Source organism: Marinomonas sp. CT5 (assembly GCF_018336975.1).
Lineage (GTDB): Bacteria > Pseudomonadota > Gammaproteobacteria > Pseudomonadales > Marinomonadaceae > Marinomonas.
Window position 1 is genome coordinate 4,172,620 of sequence record NZ_CP025572.1, and the last position, 18,647, is coordinate 4,191,266.

Here is an 18,647-nt window from a genome sequence, read left to right on the forward strand (position 1 = left end):
AATAGCATGACAACAATAAAACTCACCATGGCCCAAGCCGTCGTCCGCTTCTTGATGGCACAAAAAATAGAAACCGATAACGGCATCCAGCCTATGTTTGCAGGTGTCTGGGGAATTTTTGGCCATGGCAACGTCGCGGGACTCGGCGAAGCGCTTTATCAGGTCAAAGAACAATTTCCCACTTATCGTGCGCACAACGAACAAAGCATGGCACACGCCGCTATTGCTTACGCAAAAACCAAAAATCGCCAACAAATGATGGCTTGTACTGCTTCAGCCGGTCCAGGTGCCGTTAACATGGTCACGGCCGCGGCGGTGGCACACGTGAATCGCATTCCGGTCTTGTTTCTTCCTGGTGATACATTTGCCACTCGTATGCCTGACCCAGTATTACAGCAAGTTGAAAGCTTTCAAGATATGACCATCACGTCCAATGATTGCTTCCGCCCAGTCAGCCGATTCTTTGACCGCATTACTCGACCTGAACAATTGCTCACAGCCTTACCGCAAGCCATGCGTGTATTGACCGACCCCATTGAGTGCGGGCCAGCAACACTCGGATTACCACAAGATGTTCAAACTATGGCGTTCGACTACCCTATTCATTTCTTCGATGAAAAAATTCACCGCCTACGTCGTCAAACACCTGATTTTTATGAACTAAACGATGCTCTAAAACTTATTCGACAAGCTAAAAAGCCTGTCGTTATTGCTGGTGGTGGCCTTCATTATTCTGATGCCCTTAAAGAGTTCGATGACTTTGTCAGCCAATTCCAATTACCGGTCGGCGAAACACAAGCAGGCAAAGGTGCTCTGCCTTGGGACCATAAGCAAAACATGGGCAGCGTAGGTGTAACTGGCGCGTCATCAACCAATAACCTATGTCATGAGGCAGACTTAATTATTGCGGTAGGCACACGGCTTGGTGATTTCACTTCAGGCTCACGCTCCCTCATCAACTCAAACGCCAAAATAGTCAGCTTAAATGTCGCCTCATTTGATGCAATCAAACATAAAAGCCAAGCACTGGTTGGGGACGCAAGAGCCACACTGCCACTCCTAAGCAAAGCACTGCAAGGCTGGAAAATAGACCCTAGCTGGATCGAAAAAGCCGAAGAAGAACGCGTTAATTGGCAACAAGTTGTCGACAGAGTAACAACGGACCAAGGCACAAATTTACCAAGCGATGGCGAAGTAATTGGAGCCGTAAACCGTTCGGCGGGTGAAAAAGACATGGTAGTGTGTGCGGCTGGCGGTTTGCCAGGAGAACTACAAAAGCTATGGCGAACTCGCTATAGCCGTGGCTACCACATGGAATACGGCTACTCTTGCATGGGCTACGAACTGGCTGGTGGTTTAGGAGCCAAAATGGCGAATCCAGAATCCGAAGTGTTTGTCATGGTGGGTGATGGCTCTTATCTGATGCTCAACTCCGAAATTGCTACCTCAGTAATGCTCGGCAAAAAAATCATTGCCGTCGTTCTCGATAATCGTGGTTTTGGGTGCATCAACCGCTTACAACAAGCAGGCGGAGGCGCTGGCTTTAATAACTTGTTAGAAGATTGTTTAACGGCGCCCGAAGGCGCACCAAAAACAGACTTTGCCGCACACGCTAAAGCACTCGGCGCGAATTCAGAAAAAGTCGCTAACATTGCCGAATTAGAACAAGCCCTTGTGCGCGCTAAACACTCCCCTATTAGTTATGTCATTACCTTAGATACCGACCCTCTTAAAACCACAGAGGAAGGCGGTAATTGGTGGGATGTGGCATTGCCTGAAGTGTCCGAGCGCAAACAAGTCAACGACGCTCGAAAAGAATACGAACAACGCAAAGCGGCTCAATTTAAACACTTGTAATACAACGAGACCTTTGCACGACATTACCAACGCAGCCAGAACTCAGTAATGGCAAGCACGGTCGTCGCGCAAAGGTCACAGCCTAATTTACCGATCGGAGAACAATAACATGAGCGTCAGAATCGGCATCAACCCATTAACATGGACCAACGACGACCTGCCAACATTGGGAGCAGAAACTTCCCTAGAAACCTGTTTGACAGAAGGCAAACAAGCAGGATTTAGTGGCTTTGAATTGGGTCAGAAATTCCCTCGAACACCAGAAGTGCTTGGCCCAATCCTAAAGGCCCACGATTTGGACTTGGTTTCAGGCTGGTTCAGTGGCGAACTCTTGACTCGCAGTGTAGAAGAAGAAATCGAGGCCATAAAACCTCACTTACACTTGCTCAAAACACTTGGTGCAAAAGTCATGGTTTACTGCGAAGTAACAGGCTGTATCCATGGTCAAATAGAAACCCCTCTGTCGCACCGTCCAACGATAAGTGAAGCAGACATCGCTGAAATGAGTAAAAAGCTCACTCAAGTGGCAGATTACTGTCTCTCCGAAGGGGTACAAATTGCTTACCACCATCACATGGGAACCGTCATAGAAAGCCAACACGAAGTTGACTTACTGATGAAACACACGGGGCCTTCTGTTGGTTTGCTTTTGGATACTGGCCATATGACATTTGCAGGCGGTAATCCACTAGAAGTTCAGACAAAGCATGCAGACCGTATTATTCATGTGCACTGCAAGGATCTTCGCCCTGAAATTTTAAACGACGCCAAGAATCGCGATTTGAGTTTCTTAAACGCCATGTTGAATGGTGTATTTACCGTGCCTGGCGATGGTTTTATCGATTACGGCAGCTTATTCAAACAACTTAGAGCCAGTCACTATTCTGGCTGGTTGGTGGTAGAAGCGGAACAAGATCCCGCCGTTGCACACCCGTTAACTTACGCCACTCTTGGGGCAAATAACCTACAAGCGTTCTGCGCCGAAGCTGGGTTAGACATCCAAAAATAATCACCCACTTTATAGTCATGAAGCGAGTACTTATTGACGGTATTCGCTTCAACAAAAACACTTACAAATGTCAGGTATTGTCATGAAAACATTAGGTAACTACATTAACGGCCAGCAAGTGGCTAGCCAAAGTGGTCGCACAGGCCCTGTTTACAACCCAGCAACCGGGGTTCAAAGTCTTAGCGTTGCACTCTCTAGTGCAGATGAAACTCGTACCGCGATTGAATCGGCTCAAGAAGCATTCAACACCTGGAGCAAGGTCACACCACTTAACCGCGCTCGTGTTATGTTTAAATTTAAGGCCTTGTTAGAACAACACGCTGACGAAATCGCCGAGCTAATCACCAGCGAACACGGCAAAGTATTTTCCGATGCTCAAGGCGAATTAACTCGCGGCCTAGAGGTTGTTGAATTTGCCTGTGGTATTCCACACCTACAAAAAGGCGAGCACAGCCTAAACGTGGGTCGTGGGGTAGACAGCATGTCTTTGATGCAGCCACTTGGCGTTTGTGCCGGTATTTCACCGTTTAACTTCCCGGCTATGGTGCCTATGTGGATGTTCCCTGTTGCTATCGCCTGCGGCAATACATTTGTAATGAAACCATCAGAAAAAGACCCTTCTGTGCCACTACGCTTAGCTGAGCTACTGTCTGAAGCTGGCCTTCCTGATGGCGTTTTCAATATCGTTAATGGCGATAAAGAAGCCGTGGATGTTCTGCTAACCGATGAACGCGTGCAAGCCGTTAGCTTTGTTGGTTCAACACCCATAGCCGAATACATTTACGCCACCGCGTCTGCTCATGGCAAACGAGTGCAAGCACTTGGTGGCGCAAAAAATCACATGATCGTCATGCCAGATGCCGACCCAAACCAAGTGGTTGGTTCACTCATGGGGGCCGCCTACGGCTCAGCAGGCGAACGCTGCATGGCGATTTCTGTAGCGGTCTGTGTGGGTGATGAGGTTGCTGATAATTTAATCGAAAAACTCAACACAGAGATTGACGCAATGCGCGTTGGCCCAGGTGTTGGTTTACCCGATGAAGCCCATATGGGGCCTGTCATCTCAAAAGAACATTGCGCAAAAATCAAAGAGTATATTGGTATCGGAGTCGAAGAAGGCGCGACTTTGGTTCGCGATGGTCGTGATTTTGTCTACCCAGGCCACGAAAATGGTTACTTTGTTGGACCCACCCTATTCGACAACGTGAAACAAGGTATGAGAATTCATAACGAAGAAATCTTTGGACCGGTATTATGTGTGGTACGTGCTAACAGCTACCAAGAAGCATTAGATATGATTAATGCCCATGAATATGGCAATGGCACATCGATTTTCACCCGTGATGGTGACACTGCACGTCAATTCTGTGAAGAAGTTCAAGTCGGCATGGTCGGCGTAAACGTCCCCATTCCTGTCCCAATGGCCTTCCACAGCTTTGGCGGCTGGAAACGTTCTTTATTTGGACCATTACACATGCATGGTCCTGATGGTGTGCGTTTCTATACACGCATGAAAACCATCACAGCACGCTGGCCAACAGGCCTTCGCGCTGGAGCAGAGTTTTCCATGCCAACAATGAAGTAACTCACTTTCCTTGCCGTTTCATAACTAGCGGAAAAGCAATCAAATACTTTCAAAACCCTCCTAATTGGAGGGTTTTTGTTTTATATCAATCGCACCTTTTCATCATTACGGGAGTAGAATGGGAATAACATTTACGACAGAGACATCCGCTTGATATGAGAGCGAACCTTACCGGTCAAGGTTTATGATTCCCTCTCGCCAGATTGAGGTGTACTGGTTATCAATATTTCATCTAAAAAAATGGCAAATAGCTCCGCCTGAGAGTTGATACCAAGTTTCTTGTATAAGTTTTTACAATGAACCTTGCTGGTTCCAAATGCAATGCCAAGCAGCTCGGATATGGCCTTCAAGGAATAACCACGAATGATCAATAACGCGACGTCGCGTTCTCTTTCTGTCAGTGTGTGACAGCCAAATTGCTTTAACACTTGAGACATATGGTCATGCACAATCAGCTTGTGATTTTTCTCTGAGGTCTGTCTTAAGAAAGGCTGATTTTCTCCCCAATGTTGTTTGACTGTTGCCCTGAGCAAAGGGTAAATGAAGCGTAACATTTTATAGAGCGCGGGATTGACCTGAGCATTTAGCAAACCTATCGAAATTTGAATTTGCTGCCAGGCATCAAGATTGATCACAATCACCACCTCTTCTTCAATTTCTAGCCGTTGATAATACTCATAGAAGTACTGACTTTGATAAAAGTTATCTGGGGCAAATTCATGTAAAAAATAAAAACCATCCACTAGTTGCTTATTAATATGTGCATGAAACCAAGGGTCCAGTTGGTAACACCCGCTGACATAATTATCGACGACACATATTTTCTTATGGCTGGGTACTAAAGATATTAGCTCAGTGGGAGGCAAACTACCCTCAAAGCCAAAGATAACGGCTTGATCGAAATGAAACTGATGTTTTAAGGCCATTAAGAGCGTTGTTGCGAACTCGTCACAACCAATCGCTTCGACCAGTCCTGCTGAGTCTTTAGCCCATTGATTATTCACACGCATTACCCACCTTATGCATTCTCTTCAGAATACAGTAAACATCTAACTCTCCCCAGCTTCTTTTGACTTCTACCTCCTCAGCTAATGAAAAAGGGGTATAGGAAGTAAAGCCCGTCACTGAAACTATTAGTGTTCAATAACTAAAACTAAAACCTCAAGGAACATTACCAACATGACAACCCTCATTTGCCATCAACGAAAAAATAATCGTCAACGAACGCAATCCCCGCTATTGAACAATACAGGCATTTATCACGGAGGGAACCGACATGAAAAGTGATATGACACTGTCTTATAAACCAAGAAAGTTAAGCGTTAGCAGAACCATTATTAATGCCACGTTGATTATAGGGGCTTTGGTGCTAGCCCTATATGGACATATCAGTGTGCAAAACCAACAATACCAATGGTTCTCTTTGTTGCCTGTAGTCTCAGTACTCAGTTTTGCCTTGTGTACTCACCGTTCCATAGAATCACTGGTTTTTGGTTGTCTTGTCGCAGTCGTTTTAATCAGTCCTGACACCATTATCCAGACCATGATTAACACTAATTTGGCAGTTTTGAGTGACGGCGTAACTGGATGGGTTGCGATGATTAGCTTTCTAATTGGCGGGCTGATCGCACTGATTAATTTTTCAGGCGGTGCTAAGGCATTCTGTTCAAGCATCAGTGGGTTCTCTAATAATCGCTCCCGCACATTACTCGCATCTTGGGTGATGGGGCTGATCATTTTTATCGATGATTATATGAATGCTTTAGCCGTAAGTTCGACGATGAAGCCTTTAATAGACAAATATCGTATCTCGCGAGAAATGTTTGCCTATGTTGTTGACTCGACAGCCGCTCCAATGTGTGTGTTGGTGCCAATCTCTACGTGGGCAATCTTTCTTATTGGTCTATTTGAGTCACTACAAGTATTCCCTGAAGGACAAGGATTTAGTGGCTACCTCAGTATAATTCCCTACATGTTTTATGCTTGGTTTGCCATTCTTCTGGTACCTCTTGTTAGTAAAGGGTGGATCCCCGTACTCGGTGCCATGAAGGCCGCGGAAAAGAATGCTCAATCCATGGATCGCCCTGTTGAAAAAGCCATTCACGAAAGTCATATTCGACCACGACTCATTAATTTTTTATTACCCCTTGCTGTATTTATGGTCGCGACACTTTACTTTGAAAATGACACGCTTAATGGAGTTGTTGTCGCATTTATCGTCACATTTGCGTTGCTTTGGTTGCAAAAAGCAGGTTCTCTTTCTCACATCACGGAAACGGCCATCGATGGATTTAACACCATGATGCAGCCCGTCTTGATTGTTATTACAGCATTTGTGCTTCAGCGTTTTAACTCGGAGTTGGGCTTCTCCGAATTTATCATCACATCAGTCACGCCATACATGAATGCCGCGTTGCTGCCGGCTATGACTTTTATCATTCTTTCTGCTTTGGCATTTGCCACAGGATCATTTTGGGGAATCTATGCCATTGCTCTCCCTGTTATATTTCCTTTGGCACAGGCATTGGACGCCAACATTCCGCTTACCATTGGTGCGTTTGTTTCCGCCGGAGTCTTTGGTAGCCACGCTTGTTTCTTTGGTGATGCCACGGTTATTACGGCAAAAGGCGCGGGTTGCGAACCCTTCCAACACGCTATTACCCAATTGCCGTATGCACTAATCGCAGCCTTTTTCTCAACCATTCTATTTCTTGTCTTAGCTTAGGAGCACTCAAGATGTTTAACCGTAAAACAGGTTTCTTTTATGATGAGCTTTGTATGTGGCATGACCCAGGTAATCGCGGCATGTTCGACGCCATGGGGCTTTATTTTCAACCTTTTACTTCTTTTGAAAACCCTGAGACAAAACGACGTATAAGAAACCTATTAGAAGTTAGTGGGGTTATAAAAACACTTGAATGTCGAAGTGCTGAGCCTGCAACTGAGGCAGACATACTGAATGTCCATAGTGCCGAGTATATCAAACGCTTGGCTCATGACAGCGAACAAGGCCCCGGAGATGCGGCTTCCCCCAGTAATATCAGCGACGGAGCTCCCTATTCAAAGGGCGCCTATGATATTGCTAAGCTTTCAGCAGGGCTTGCAAAATCAGCCGTAGAGCAAGTTATGAAGGGCGAGCTCAAAAATGCTTACGTACTAACTCGCCCTCCGGGCCATCACGCTAAACGGGATGGCGGCTGTGGCTTTTGTTTGCTAGGCAATATTGCGATTGCGATTGAGTCTGCTAGAACCCAATCCTTAGTCTCCAAGGTAGCGGTTATTGACTGGGACGTGCACCATGGTAATGGGACGCAAGATGCCTTTTACGAGAATGATGAAGTTCTGACCATTTCCATTCACCATGATAATAATTTTCCTTTGGACTCTGGTGCGCACACGGAACGAGGAGCGGGTAAAGGTCATGGTTATAACTTAAATATCCCGCTCCCTGCTGGCAGCGGTATTGGCGCATACATGGCGACGCTTGATCAATTGGTTATACCAGCCCTAGAACGTTTCCAGCCAGATCTAATAGTGGTCGCTTGTGGTTATGATGCGGCAGCATTAGACCCTCTTGGTCCAATGATTTTAGACAGTGAAGCTTATCGAGAGATGATGCTGAAAATAATGGAAGTAGCAGCTAAATTGTGCGAAGACAAGGTAGTCGTGGTGCATGAAGGAGGTTATTCTGAAACCTATGTTCCCATTTGTGCGCTTGCTTTGATAGAAGCAATGAGTGGCCAAACAAGCTCGGTAAAAGACTATGTTGGCGAAGAGATTCGAGCATGGGGACAGCAAGAATTAATGCCACATCAACAAACTTTGCTTAGCGAACTGACACCTTATTTACAAGATATCTAACAAGGTCAGAAAATACTAATTAGTTTTTCTCTGACAAACTAAGCCGGTAAGGTTCCATAATCTTGCCGGCTTAATTAATTGAAACAATAATATTTGTTCGAGCTTCAAGATCTACTCCCCTTCAACAACAATTACAAAACAACTCATTAACTGGTCATATTTTCGCCACATAAACGTCACGACGCTGTCATATTGACGTTCTACTCTGATTAATAAGATAACCAAACCTTATTAGAGCGGAGCACCACTGTGATTCAAGTCGAGCAAATGATTGCCAATAAATCACCTCAGTTTTTCGACAAAAGCCCTCTTATCACTCGCCCGACGTTAAGCGTGTTAAAACGCTTATTCCACGAAAGTGAAGTAAACCAATTCCTGGAAAAAAACGACGGCTGTGTCGGCTTCGAATTTATTGATCGTGTGCTGGATCACTTCAACTTTAGCTATCAAGTCAGTCAAGTTGATCGACGAAACATTCCTGCCAGTGGACGTGTGATGATCATCGCCAATCACCCTCTTGGCGCTTTAGATGGCTTAGCATTACTGCGCTTGATTGGTGAGATTCGACCTGATGTAAAAATCGTCGCGAATGATTTGTTAATGGGGTTTGATGGTTTAAAACAGCTGGTTCTTCCAGTCGATAACCTTGGTGGCAAAACAGCTCGTCAGCAATTAAAAGCCATTATGAGCTGCTTGCACAACGAAGAAGCCGTGATTATTTTCCCGGCTGGTGAAGTGTCGCGTATGTCACCCAGCGGCATCAAAGATCAAAAGTGGAATCAAAACTATTTGAAACTGGCGCAAAAAACCAACAGCCCGTTACTGCCGGTTCATATTGGCGGACGTAACTCCATGTTGTTTTACACTAGCTCGATTTTGTATCGCCCACTGTCTACCATACAGCTAGCAAACGAGATGTTCCGCCAGCGCAATCGTAAAATCCCAATGCAAGTAGGCCAAGCCATTCCCATTCAAGAACTGGCTCAACTGCCTTTAAGTGATAAAGAAAAAAACAAACTGGTGAAACGCCACTTGTACCGAATTGCAAAGGGAAAAAAACCGCTGCTCAAAACCGAAAAGACCGTTGAGCATCCACAAAACAGACAGATGATCAAACAAGAGCTTAAAATCGCTGAGCACCTTGGCAGCACCAAGGATAACAAACAGATTTATCTGTTTGATTACGATCCCATGTCAGTCACTATGAAAGAGATTGGACGTTTACGGGAAGTGGCCTTCCGAAAAGTGGGGGAAGGCACAGGGGAACGCTCTGATTTGGATAAGTTCGATCAGTACTATCGTCACCTGATTCTATGGGACGAAGAAGAACTTGAAATTGTCGGCGCTTATCGCATTGGCGAAGTCGCTCGTTATATGAAATCTGAGACGCCAAACCGTATCTACAGCTCAGAATTGTTCCAATACTCTTGTGATATGGAGCCTTACTTCGAACAAGGGATTGAGTTGGGCCGTAGTTTTATCCAGCCTAAATACTGGGGCAAACGTAGCTTGGATTATTTGTGGTATGGCATTGGTGCTTACTTAGACAGACATCCTGACATACGTTATATGTTCGGCCCAGTGAGTCTCAGTAATAACTACCCACAAGCCGCAAAGGATTTCATTGTTTCATTTTACAAACTCTATTTTGCTGACAACGAACATTTAGCTCGCTCTTTCACCCCTTATCAGGTTAACGCGGAACATTCTGACATTATTTCAGCTATGTTCAGCGGCAATGATTACGAAGAAGATTTTAAAATACTAAAAGAACAACTCAGTCACTTTGGCGCCAGTGTGCCAACTTTATTTAAGCAATACAGTGAGTTGTGTGAGAAGGGAGGGGTTCGCTTCTTAGACTTTGGTGTCGATGCCGACTTTGGTTACTGTGTGGACGGTTTGGTCCTAGTAGACCTAAATACAGTCAAAGAAGCGAAAAATAAACGTTACCGAGGCCACAATGATGGCTCTCACGCCTAGTCAATTATCAGGAATCATGATGATGCCCATGATAGTGATGCTTATGATGTTTATGGGGGTAGTGGTCGTCCTCTCGCTGTTCGGAGCGTTTAAAGACAACCAGATAAACAATCTTAATGACCAGCAACACACTTAATACAATAAGAACGACCATTTGAAGATCCATAAAACACCTCGTTATTTTTGTTGGTGTAACTTCAGTATAGAACACAAGAAGGTTTAAAATGTGAATTTACATCTTGCATTTCTACCAACAGAATAAGCCCAGAAATAGCGCATTCAGTATGGCCTTCGACACTAAAATGGTTCTAAAAATCCGCTCCAAATTCTAGTGCGACGGGCTTTTCGTCTGAAAATTAATGAGTTAGAAAATATGGCGTAGGCTTTGCTTGTATCTTTTTTAACGGACCGATTTAAAAAGCTTTTTACTAGCTGAGTTCAACAACTACCTCGGGCTTTTGCGGTAGCCTTACACATTTGTCTATCAATAGACTACGGAGCTGGAAATGATCGAAAAAACCTACTTAAAAACCAAACCCGAATGCAAAGTAAAATTCGCCTTACCGGCTGAGGTCATTGGCGATGCCAAAACTGTTGCTGTGGTAGGCGATTTTAATAACTGGGACAGCACAGCTAATCCAATGAAAAAACAAAAGTCTGGTGTTTTTGCCTCGACTCTTAACCTAAATATCGAAACCTCTTATCAGTTTCGTTATGTTTTAGATGGGAAAGAGTGGCTAAACGACGACATGGCGGACGCCTATGTCCCAAGCCCAATCAGCTACGACACTAATGGCGTCATTAGTATTTGATAATATTTTGATCCATTAACGTTCACCGATATGCGTCTCTTTTAAAACCTTAAACAGAGACGCTAACCTCTCTTAGCCTCCTGCTTCGCGTACTCTTCTGCTCTCTATTTTCCTTTTTGCAACCATTCAACTCTTTTCAAGATAACGTCATTTTTTGTTCCAAAAATACGAATTCATGGATTCAAGCTGCAATTGACAGTCAAAATCTGTACAATTGTTTTTTATTAAATGCGCATTTAATAAAAAACAAGACGTCAGTGCCCTATTAATGGACACGGCCCCAACCGAAAAGAGGTACAAGATGGCACAACAGCAGCAATACATTCATGGCCGCTACCAAGCATCCACCAGCGGTGAACATTTTGAAACAATTAACCCAGCCAATGGCGAAGTAATTGCGACAATCGAACACGCAGGACAAGCTGAACTTGATGCTGCTGTTGAATCGGCTAAACAAGGCCAAAAAGTATGGGCGGCAATGAGTCCCGTTGAGCGTGGCCGCATCTTGAAAAAAGCTGCCGATCTTTTACGAGAAAGAAACGAAGAGCTTGCTCGCCTAGAAGTACTGGATACCGGCAAGCCCCTTCAAGAAGCCATTGTGGTTGATATCCAAACTGGTGCCGATGTGATCGAGTACTACGCAGGGCTAACCGATAAAATCCAAGGCGATTATCAAGACCTTGGCAATGGCAACTTCTTCTACACACGCCGCGAGCCTCTCGGTATTTGTGCTGGTATTGGTGCATGGAACTACCCGATTCAAATCGCCATGTGGAAATCAGGCCCTGCACTCGCCGCGGGCAATGCAATGATTTTCAAACCGTCAGAAGAAACACCATTAACCGCCTTAAAATTGGCGGAGATCTTCACTGAAGCAGGTTTGCCTGATGGTGTTTTTAACGTCATTCAGGGTGATGCGCGGACAGGCCAATTGATTACCAACCACCCAGACATCGACAAGGTCTCCTTTACTGGCGAAGTCGGCACAGGTAAAAAAGTCATGGCCGCCTCTTCACAGTCGTTGAAACAGGTAACCATGGAACTAGGTGGCAAATCCCCTATGATCATCTTCCCTGATATGCCAGTGGATCAAGCCGTTTCTGCTGCCATGTTGGCTAACTTCTACACCCAAGGGGAAGTCTGCACCAACGGTACTCGCGTATTCGTTCATGCGGACATGCTAGACGCGTTTACCAAAGAACTAAAAGAACGCACTGAAGCTATGATCATTGGAGACCCAATGGACATGGACACACAAGTTGGCGCGCTGATCTCTAAAGATCACATGCAAAAAGTACTGGGTTATATTCAAGCGGCGAAAGACGCGGGTGCCACCCTGCTATGTGGCGGTTACCAAGTAACGGATAACGGCTTAGACAAAGGCGCATTTGTGGCACCAACGGTCTTTACCGATTGCACAGACGACATGCCACAAGTACGTGATGAAATCTTTGGTCCTGTCATGTCCGTACTCAGCTTCACAGATGAAGACGAAGTGGTTGCCCGCGCTAACGATACCAAGCTTGGCTTGGCGGCTGGCGTATTCACCAAAGACTTCGCTCGCGCTCATCGTGTTATCAATCAATTGCAGGCCGGTATTTGCTGGATCAACTCATGGGGCGCTTCACCCGCAGAAATGCCAGTAGGCGGCTACAAACAATCTGGTATCGGTCGTGAAAACGGCATTGAGACTCTGTACCACTACACACAAAACAAAAGTGTGTTTGTTGATCTGAACGACATTGAAAGCCCTTACTAAGCGAAACACAGAGTAAACAGGAGAAGTCATGGCAAACGAAACGTACGATTACATCATTGTCGGCGCTGGCTCTGCTGGCTGCGTGCTAGCCGATCGACTAACCGAAAGTGGCGAACACAAAGTGCTGTTGCTGGAAATGGGTGGCTCAGATAAAAGCATCTTTATCCAGATGCCCACCGCTTTATCTTACCCAATGAATACCGACAAATACGCTTGGCAGTTTCATACGGAAAAAGAACCCGGTCTTGATGGCCGTGAAATGCATTGTCCACGAGGCAAAGTATTGGGCGGTTCTTCGTCTATTAATGGCATGGTGTATGTTCGTGGCCACGCCTGTGATTTCGACCAATGGGAAGAAAATGGTGCCAAAGGTTGGAATTACCAAACCTGTTTACCCTATTTCAAAAAAGCCGAAACATGGAAAGGTGGAGCAGATACCTATCGTGGTGGCGAAGGCCCACTGTCGACCAATAACGGCAACGACATGACCTACAACCCACTTTACCAAGCCTTTATTGACGCGGGTGAACAAGCCGGTTATGGCAAAACGGAAGATTACAATGGCTTCCACCAAGAAGGTTTTGGCCCCATGCACATGACGGTCAAAGATGGCGTGCGAGCTTCTACGTCTAACGCCTACTTACGTCGTGCAATGAAGCGCCCGAACCTAACGCTTAAAACCGGTGTGTTAAGCCATAAAGTCCTCTTTGCAAATGGAAAGGCCGATGGCAAAACCGCCACGGGCATTGAATTCAGTAAAAACGGTCAAACCCAACAAGCCACCGCCAGCAAAGAAGTCATTTTATCGGCTGGCTCCGTTGGTTCGCCACAGTTGTTGCAGCTGTCTGGAGTGGGTCCAAAAGATGTGCTCGAAAAAGCCGGCGTGCCTGTGGTTCATGAATTACCGGGCGTGGGTGAAAACCTACAAGACCACTTGGAAGTCTACTTCCAATACTATTGCAAACAGCCCGTGACGCTAAACAGCAAACTTGGCTTGATCAGCAAAGGCTTGATAGGTACCCGTTGGATGTTATTTAAAACCGGATTGGGTGCGACTAACCACTTTGAATCTTGTGGTTTTATTCGCTCGCGCGCTGGCCTGAAATCCCCCAACATTCAGTATCACTTCTTGCCAGCCGCCATGCGCTACGATGGACAAGCCGCCGTGAAAGGCCATGGTTTCCAAGTGCATGTTGGGCCGAACAAGCCAGAAAGTCGCGGTAAAATTTGGATTGAATCTTCCGATCCCAGTGCTAAGCCGCGAATCTTGTTTAACTACATTACGACGGAACAAGACAAGCAGGACTGGCGCGATACCATCCGCCTAACCCGTGAAGTATTGCAACAGTCCGCGCTAGACGAATACCGTGGTGATGAAATCCAACCGGGCATGAATATCCAGAGCGATGCAGAGATCGACCAATGGGTAAAAGAAAATGTAGAAAGCGCCTATCATCCATCTTGTACTTGTAAGATGGGCGACGATAAGGACCCCATGGCCGTGTTGAACGAACAGTGCCAAGTGCGCGGTTTGCACAATCTACGGGTGGTGGATTCGTCTATCTTCCCGACCATAACCAACGGTAATTTGAATGCACCGACCATCATGGTGGCGGAAAAAGCCGCTGACATGATACTGGGTAAACCAGCCTTGCCGAGCCTAAACGCACCTGTTTGGATTCATCCAGAATTTGAAACGAAACAGCGGTAATCGTAAACCTTACCATTCTTTTAAAGGCCTCTTCGGAGGCCTTTTTTGTATTTCACATGGGACGAACTGCAAAACTGTTTTATCATGAGCAAAAGATATACAGCTTTATAGAAACTTAATTCGCTAAAAAGTTAGAAATGGCACTATTATTGGTACTACTCTAATGCTACATGTTTATTTCATGAGATTTCTGATGAACACTAAGTCAATTAAATTAGACCTTTTCGAGAATAGTCACTCATTTTTTATTGAAGCAATCGAGAAGGCGATTGGTGCAGAAAACGATGTACGTCACTGGCAATTTGCTATCTTGAGCTTAGTTCAATCCTTAGAGCTAACTCTTAAAGTCATGCTAAAAAACATCCATCCTGTCTTAATCTATGAAAATATCGACGCACCTAAAAATACAGTCAGTATTACAAAAGCTATTCAAAGATTAGTAGACCCTAATATAGGTAATATAGTTTTAACCAAACATGAAATAGATGGAATGAACTCTGCTATAAAGTTAAGAAATAATATTACTCACTCTGACTTTGAGCTTTCGATTGATCATGCACAAGCACAATTTCTAAAAGTCCTCCTGCTCTTTATTAAAATACAAAGGGTTCACTTTAACCGTCAAATTGAAGATATACTTCCCAGTGAAGCACATGAAAAGCTTATTGAGATAGAACAATCTAGAGAAGCTCTAGTAAAAAATGCTCTCCAAAGAATTAAAGAGCAAGAAGTCCCAGAAGAAGGAGTTTTGTATTGTCCGAACTGCTTGTCAGAAACTTTTGTTATTCATGATGGTTTTGATAGCTGTTACGCTTGCACATTCTCAGAAAAACTCCAAGAATGCGAAAACTGCAATAACTACTATTTTAGTCACGATATGGTTCCTATCCACCAGCATTTTGAAATCGATTTTACAGAGGGTTTAGCTCACCTACATAACTCATATGGTTACAACTTTAATTATGCCTGTGCAGACTGCGCAATAGAGATTGAAAGAAATATCGAAAATCAAAAAATGGAAGAATACACCGATTCACTTGAAGAAGAATACTACATGCGAAATATCTAGATTTAGAAAAAACACTAAAAAACGCCTGCTAAATCCTAGCAGGCGTTTTCGTTTGGAGGCTTCATTCTATTTCAAGAATGGCTATTTCAATTCAAAGACAGCAAAACCTTTATCATCCAAAGATTGGTAATGCATGTTGTTACTCGCTGCCTCTTTGGCTTTTGGCGAGCTTGTAAACAAGACTTTTGCTTTACCAAACCCAGTGAATGTCCAGTTGCCATCCGCCGCTGGATTAATGGTTTGCTGGCTAAGCAGATAGTTTGCCACCACATCACGGTTTTTATCTGGAGCATCAATCACGATCGTTTCGCCATTCAGATTTGGGAAGTGACCGCCGCCGCCAGCTCGGTAGTTATTGGTCGCCACGAGAAACTCGTCTTTAGCTCTTAATGGCTCACCGTTAAACATGGCCTTAGTAATACGATGGGCATCTTTATTGATTACTTCCCCTTCCCCGTTATAACGAGCAGGCTGTGTCACATCAATTCGATAAGAAATGCCATCGATCACATCAAAGTTATAAGTTGGGAAAGATCCATTCACCAAGTTTTGTGGCTCAGTCGAGTTAGGGTCAATCTGGTTAAACTGCCCAGCCGCCGCTTCTAACCATTCAACCACTTGCGCACCTGTCAATTTCACCACTTTTAAATCGTTAGGGTAAATGTACAAATCACTGACGTTTTTCAGGGCGATATCGCCTTTTGGCACATCTGTGTAATACTCTGGGCCACCACGACCACCGGCTTTAAATGGGGCTGCCGCTGACAATATTGGCAAACCTTCATAAGACGTACCACGAACAATATTTTCTACGTACCACATTTGCGCATTGTTGACGATCTGGATCGAAGGATCATCTTGAACCAAAGCAAAGAAGCTATTGATATCAGAGGTAGACTCACCCACTTTGCGGCGCATATAAGCCAATGTGCCTTCATGCTCGGTTTCAACGGCCTTATTTACGGCAGCATCCGCTTCAACTAACGGAATAGTCTTACGGCCTTCACGACGAGCAATGGCACGTACTTCGGCTTTACCATCAGCGACCTTCCAACCATCACCATCTGGCTCCAGTGTCAGATCAACAACCCCTAGATGAGATCCCCAGAACCCAGGCATAGTAGCAGGCTTACCAAAGACAGTGCCCTTTTCGCCATCAACTCCTTCAAAAGCATCTAATTCTTTATCACCCGGGAAAATTCGATGAGAATGACCAAATAGAATCGCATCGATACCCTCTACTTTTGCAAGATGGTAAGACGCGTTTTCTTCGCCTTTCAAATAAGGCGAATTCATCATGCCACTGTGTGGAATCGCAATAATCACATCCGCGCCTTTGGCTTTCATTTCAGGCACGTATTTATTAGCACTTTCGATAATGTCTTTGGCAATGACTTTATGGGTTAAATTGTCTTTATCCCAAGTCATAATTTGTGGCGGTACAAAACCAATGTAACCGATTTTGACCGTTTGTTGTTTGCCGTCAGAATCGACAAACACTTTGTCTTTAATAATGTAAGGCTGGAAGTACGGCTGATCGTTTGACGCATCATTGTCGCCATCGTCCACATACACATTCGAGTTAATGTATGGGAAATTCGCGCCACTTAAACTTTTCATTAAAAAGTCTAAGCCATAGTTAAACTCGTGATTACCGATATTACCCACATCGTAATCCAACAAGTTCATCGCTTTAAACGCTGGGTGTGTCTCACCAAAACGCAACACTCGACCTTTGGCAACATAATCGCCCAATGGCGTGCCCTGTAATAAGTCACCGTTATCCACCAACACAGAGTTCGTTACTTCGCCACGGGCGGCTTTAATCAAAGTCGCCACACGGGATAAACCCACCGCATCGCTTTGCTTATCGCCGTAGTAATCGTAATCCACCAAATTCATGTGGATATCCGTGGTTTCCATGACTCGCAAGTCAATAGTAGAAGCCTGCGCCATCGCTGCAAACAACAAAGAAGAGGCGAAAATCGACGCACCCTTAGGAACAAAAAACGTCATGCAAATACTCCATTCATACAAACATCTGCTAAATCTAAACACTAACCAAAAAGTCAGCTTTCAATAGTAAGACGATTTTATGCTAAGTTCATGCCTTTTTTATGACAGATCTTGAAAGTCCATAAAGGGGTCAGATCCCTTAAACATCAAAATAAGTGTGAAAACCAACGATAGTCTTATTTTAAAGAGGTCTGACCCCTTTAAATCCGACCTTACAATTGAAAAAACTAACGTTTAAACCAGCGCCAAACAAACAAGACTTTGATGAGCGCAGCCGCGACATAGGTCATGGCGCAGGCGGTGAGGATTTTCTTCACTTTGGGTAGGTCTTCCTGTGGGATGTAGTTACCTTCTCGCAGGATAGGGAGCGCTTTGTTAAAGCTAGCGTCCCATTCTTCTGGCAGTATCGCCAATTGCACAATAACAGCTAACAAACCAGATAGACCAACCACTAAGGCATGCAAAGGCACGGCGTAGGGAATATGCAGCAGCAGGCTCAAGGCTGGCCAACCAAGTAATAAACCCGCGGTAATTCGACGAGCAAAATGTGCCAAGGGCAAATAACGGGAACTTAAATGAGAAATCTTTTGTTTCTTCTCGTGCGCAATGGCGTGCCCTACTTCATGGGCGGCCACAGCAACCGCCGTTAACGATCGTCCATTGAGAACACTCGGACTCAGACGCACCGCATGTTGGCCGAAGTCAAAATGATCATTACCTTCTTGGGTTTGCTCTACTTTTACCTCTGTTAGCTCAAAGCGTTTTACTAAATGAGTCGCCAGTTCGCCCCCCGTTCCCGGCAAGTCTTTACGCTCTATGGCGTAACGTTTAAGGGTAAACTTTACCCATACATTCGGCCCAACCAGCAATAACAAGGCAATGACGATACCAGCAATCCATAACATAACGTTGTCTTTCTACTATCCAAGTTAACAAAAATATACAGCTCAACTTTGACCCTTTTTAGGTTCATCACATACACTGTAAA

At 44.8% G+C, this 18,647-nt stretch carries 14 protein-coding genes; 10 read left to right on the top strand and 4 right to left on the bottom strand.

Going from position 1 to position 18,647, the window contains the following annotated elements:
- The first annotated feature begins 6 nt into the window (after positions 1-6).
- The 3 genes from iolD to C0J08_RS19880 all read left to right on the top strand — a co-directional run bounded on the left by iolD (position 7) and on the right by C0J08_RS19880 (position 4,451).
- Positions 7-1,857, top strand: a complete 1,851-nt coding sequence (gene iolD / locus C0J08_RS19870) for a 3D-(3,5/4)-trihydroxycyclohexane-1,2-dione acylhydrolase (decyclizing) (protein WP_212653625.1) — start codon at positions 7-9, stop codon at positions 1,855-1,857.
- A gap of 109 nt (positions 1,858-1,966) precedes the next feature.
- Positions 1,967-2,866 carry a myo-inosose-2 dehydratase gene (gene iolE / locus C0J08_RS19875; RefSeq protein WP_212653626.1) on the top strand — a complete coding sequence of 300 codons (900 nt, stop codon included), beginning with the start codon at positions 1,967-1,969 and terminating at the stop codon, positions 2,864-2,866.
- Positions 2,867-2,948: 82 nt separating this feature from the next.
- Positions 2,949-4,451, top strand: coding sequence for a CoA-acylating methylmalonate-semialdehyde dehydrogenase (locus C0J08_RS19880; RefSeq protein ID WP_212653627.1), 1,503 nt, complete (start codon positions 2,949-2,951; stop codon positions 4,449-4,451).
- Between the two features lie 182 nt (positions 4,452-4,633).
- Here C0J08_RS19880 and C0J08_RS19885 read toward each other — a convergent pair whose 3' ends face one another.
- A complete protein-coding gene (locus C0J08_RS19885; protein ID WP_212653628.1) occupies positions 4,634-5,455 on the bottom strand; it encodes a helix-turn-helix transcriptional regulator in 822 nt (273 codons plus the stop codon).
- 272 nt (positions 5,456-5,727) lie between these two features.
- On the opposite strand from C0J08_RS19885, the gene C0J08_RS19890 reads away from it, so the two are divergent.
- The 3 genes from C0J08_RS19890 to olsF all read left to right on the top strand — a co-directional run bounded on the left by C0J08_RS19890 (position 5,728) and on the right by olsF (position 10,292).
- On the top strand, positions 5,728-7,176 hold the full coding sequence (locus C0J08_RS19890) for a Na+/H+ antiporter NhaC family protein (protein WP_212653629.1): 1,449 nt from the start codon (positions 5,728-5,730) through the stop codon (positions 7,174-7,176).
- An 11-nt stretch (positions 7,177-7,187) separates the two neighbouring features.
- Positions 7,188-8,312: a histone deacetylase-like amidohydrolase gene (locus C0J08_RS19895; protein WP_212653630.1), complete on the top strand. Its 1,125-nt coding sequence runs from the start codon at positions 7,188-7,190 to the stop codon at positions 8,310-8,312.
- 249 nt (positions 8,313-8,561) lie between these two features.
- Positions 8,562-10,292 (top strand): bifunctional ornithine lipid synthase OlsF, encoded by a 1,731-nt coding sequence (gene olsF, locus C0J08_RS19900; RefSeq protein WP_212653631.1) that lies wholly within the window; start codon positions 8,562-8,564, stop codon positions 10,290-10,292.
- Between the two features lie 7 nt (positions 10,293-10,299).
- Here the strand turns inward: olsF and C0J08_RS19905 are convergent, their stop codons facing one another.
- The gene (locus tag C0J08_RS19905) at positions 10,300-10,458 is read right to left on the bottom strand and encodes a hypothetical protein (RefSeq protein WP_212653632.1); all 159 of its coding nucleotides are present in this window, start codon (positions 10,456-10,458) and stop codon (positions 10,300-10,302) included.
- A 340-nt stretch (positions 10,459-10,798) separates the two neighbouring features.
- On the opposite strand from C0J08_RS19905, the gene C0J08_RS19910 reads away from it, so the two are divergent.
- The 4 genes from C0J08_RS19910 (at position 10,799) to C0J08_RS19925 (ending at position 15,643) form a co-directional block, all read left to right on the top strand.
- A complete protein-coding gene (locus C0J08_RS19910; protein ID WP_212653633.1) occupies positions 10,799-11,104 on the top strand; it encodes an isoamylase early set domain-containing protein in 306 nt (101 codons plus the stop codon).
- A 301-nt stretch (positions 11,105-11,405) separates the two neighbouring features.
- Positions 11,406-12,863 (top strand): betaine-aldehyde dehydrogenase, encoded by a 1,458-nt coding sequence (betB, locus tag C0J08_RS19915; protein WP_212653634.1) that lies wholly within the window; start codon positions 11,406-11,408, stop codon positions 12,861-12,863.
- Between the two features lie 28 nt (positions 12,864-12,891).
- On the top strand, positions 12,892-14,574 hold the full coding sequence (gene betA, locus C0J08_RS19920; RefSeq protein ID WP_212653635.1) for a choline dehydrogenase: 1,683 nt from the start codon (positions 12,892-12,894) through the stop codon (positions 14,572-14,574).
- Between the two features lie 193 nt (positions 14,575-14,767).
- Positions 14,768-15,643: a hypothetical protein gene (locus C0J08_RS19925; RefSeq protein ID WP_212653636.1), complete on the top strand. Its 876-nt coding sequence runs from the start codon at positions 14,768-14,770 to the stop codon at positions 15,641-15,643.
- Positions 15,644-15,724: 81 nt separating this feature from the next.
- On the opposite strand, the gene C0J08_RS19930 is transcribed toward C0J08_RS19925, so the two are convergent.
- Positions 15,725-17,659 carry a bifunctional 2',3'-cyclic-nucleotide 2'-phosphodiesterase/3'-nucleotidase gene (locus C0J08_RS19930; RefSeq protein ID WP_212653637.1) on the bottom strand — a complete coding sequence of 645 codons (1,935 nt, stop codon included), beginning with the start codon at positions 17,657-17,659 and terminating at the stop codon, positions 15,725-15,727.
- Positions 17,660-17,886: 227 nt separating this feature from the next.
- On the bottom strand, positions 17,887-18,564 hold the full coding sequence (locus tag C0J08_RS19935) for a zinc metallopeptidase (RefSeq protein WP_212653638.1): 678 nt from the start codon (positions 18,562-18,564) through the stop codon (positions 17,887-17,889).
- Positions 18,565-18,647 lie beyond the last annotated feature (83 nt).

Coding starts and splice junctions, on each gene's coding strand:
- C0J08_RS19880 (WP_212653627.1), top strand. CDS start 2,949: ATGAAAACATTAGGTAACTACATTAACGGCCAGCAAGTGGCTAGCCAA.
- C0J08_RS19935 (WP_212653638.1), bottom strand. CDS start 18,564: ATGTTATGGATTGCTGGTATCGTCATTGCCTTGTTATTGCTGGTTGGG.
- C0J08_RS19910 (WP_212653633.1), top strand. CDS start 10,799: ATGATCGAAAAAACCTACTTAAAAACCAAACCCGAATGCAAAGTAAAA.
- C0J08_RS19895 (WP_212653630.1), top strand. CDS start 7,188: ATGTTTAACCGTAAAACAGGTTTCTTTTATGATGAGCTTTGTATGTGG.
- iolE (WP_212653626.1), top strand. CDS start 1,967: ATGAGCGTCAGAATCGGCATCAACCCATTAACATGGACCAACGACGAC.
- C0J08_RS19930 (WP_212653637.1), bottom strand. CDS start 17,659: ATGACGTTTTTTGTTCCTAAGGGTGCGTCGATTTTCGCCTCTTCTTTG.
- betB (WP_212653634.1), top strand. CDS start 11,406: ATGGCACAACAGCAGCAATACATTCATGGCCGCTACCAAGCATCCACC.
- betA (WP_212653635.1), top strand. CDS start 12,892: ATGGCAAACGAAACGTACGATTACATCATTGTCGGCGCTGGCTCTGCT.
- C0J08_RS19905 (WP_212653632.1), bottom strand. CDS start 10,458: ATGGATCTTCAAATGGTCGTTCTTATTGTATTAAGTGTGTTGCTGGTC.
- C0J08_RS19925 (WP_212653636.1), top strand. CDS start 14,768: ATGAACACTAAGTCAATTAAATTAGACCTTTTCGAGAATAGTCACTCA.
- C0J08_RS19890 (WP_212653629.1), top strand. CDS start 5,728: ATGAAAAGTGATATGACACTGTCTTATAAACCAAGAAAGTTAAGCGTT.
- iolD (WP_212653625.1), top strand. CDS start 7: ATGACAACAATAAAACTCACCATGGCCCAAGCCGTCGTCCGCTTCTTG.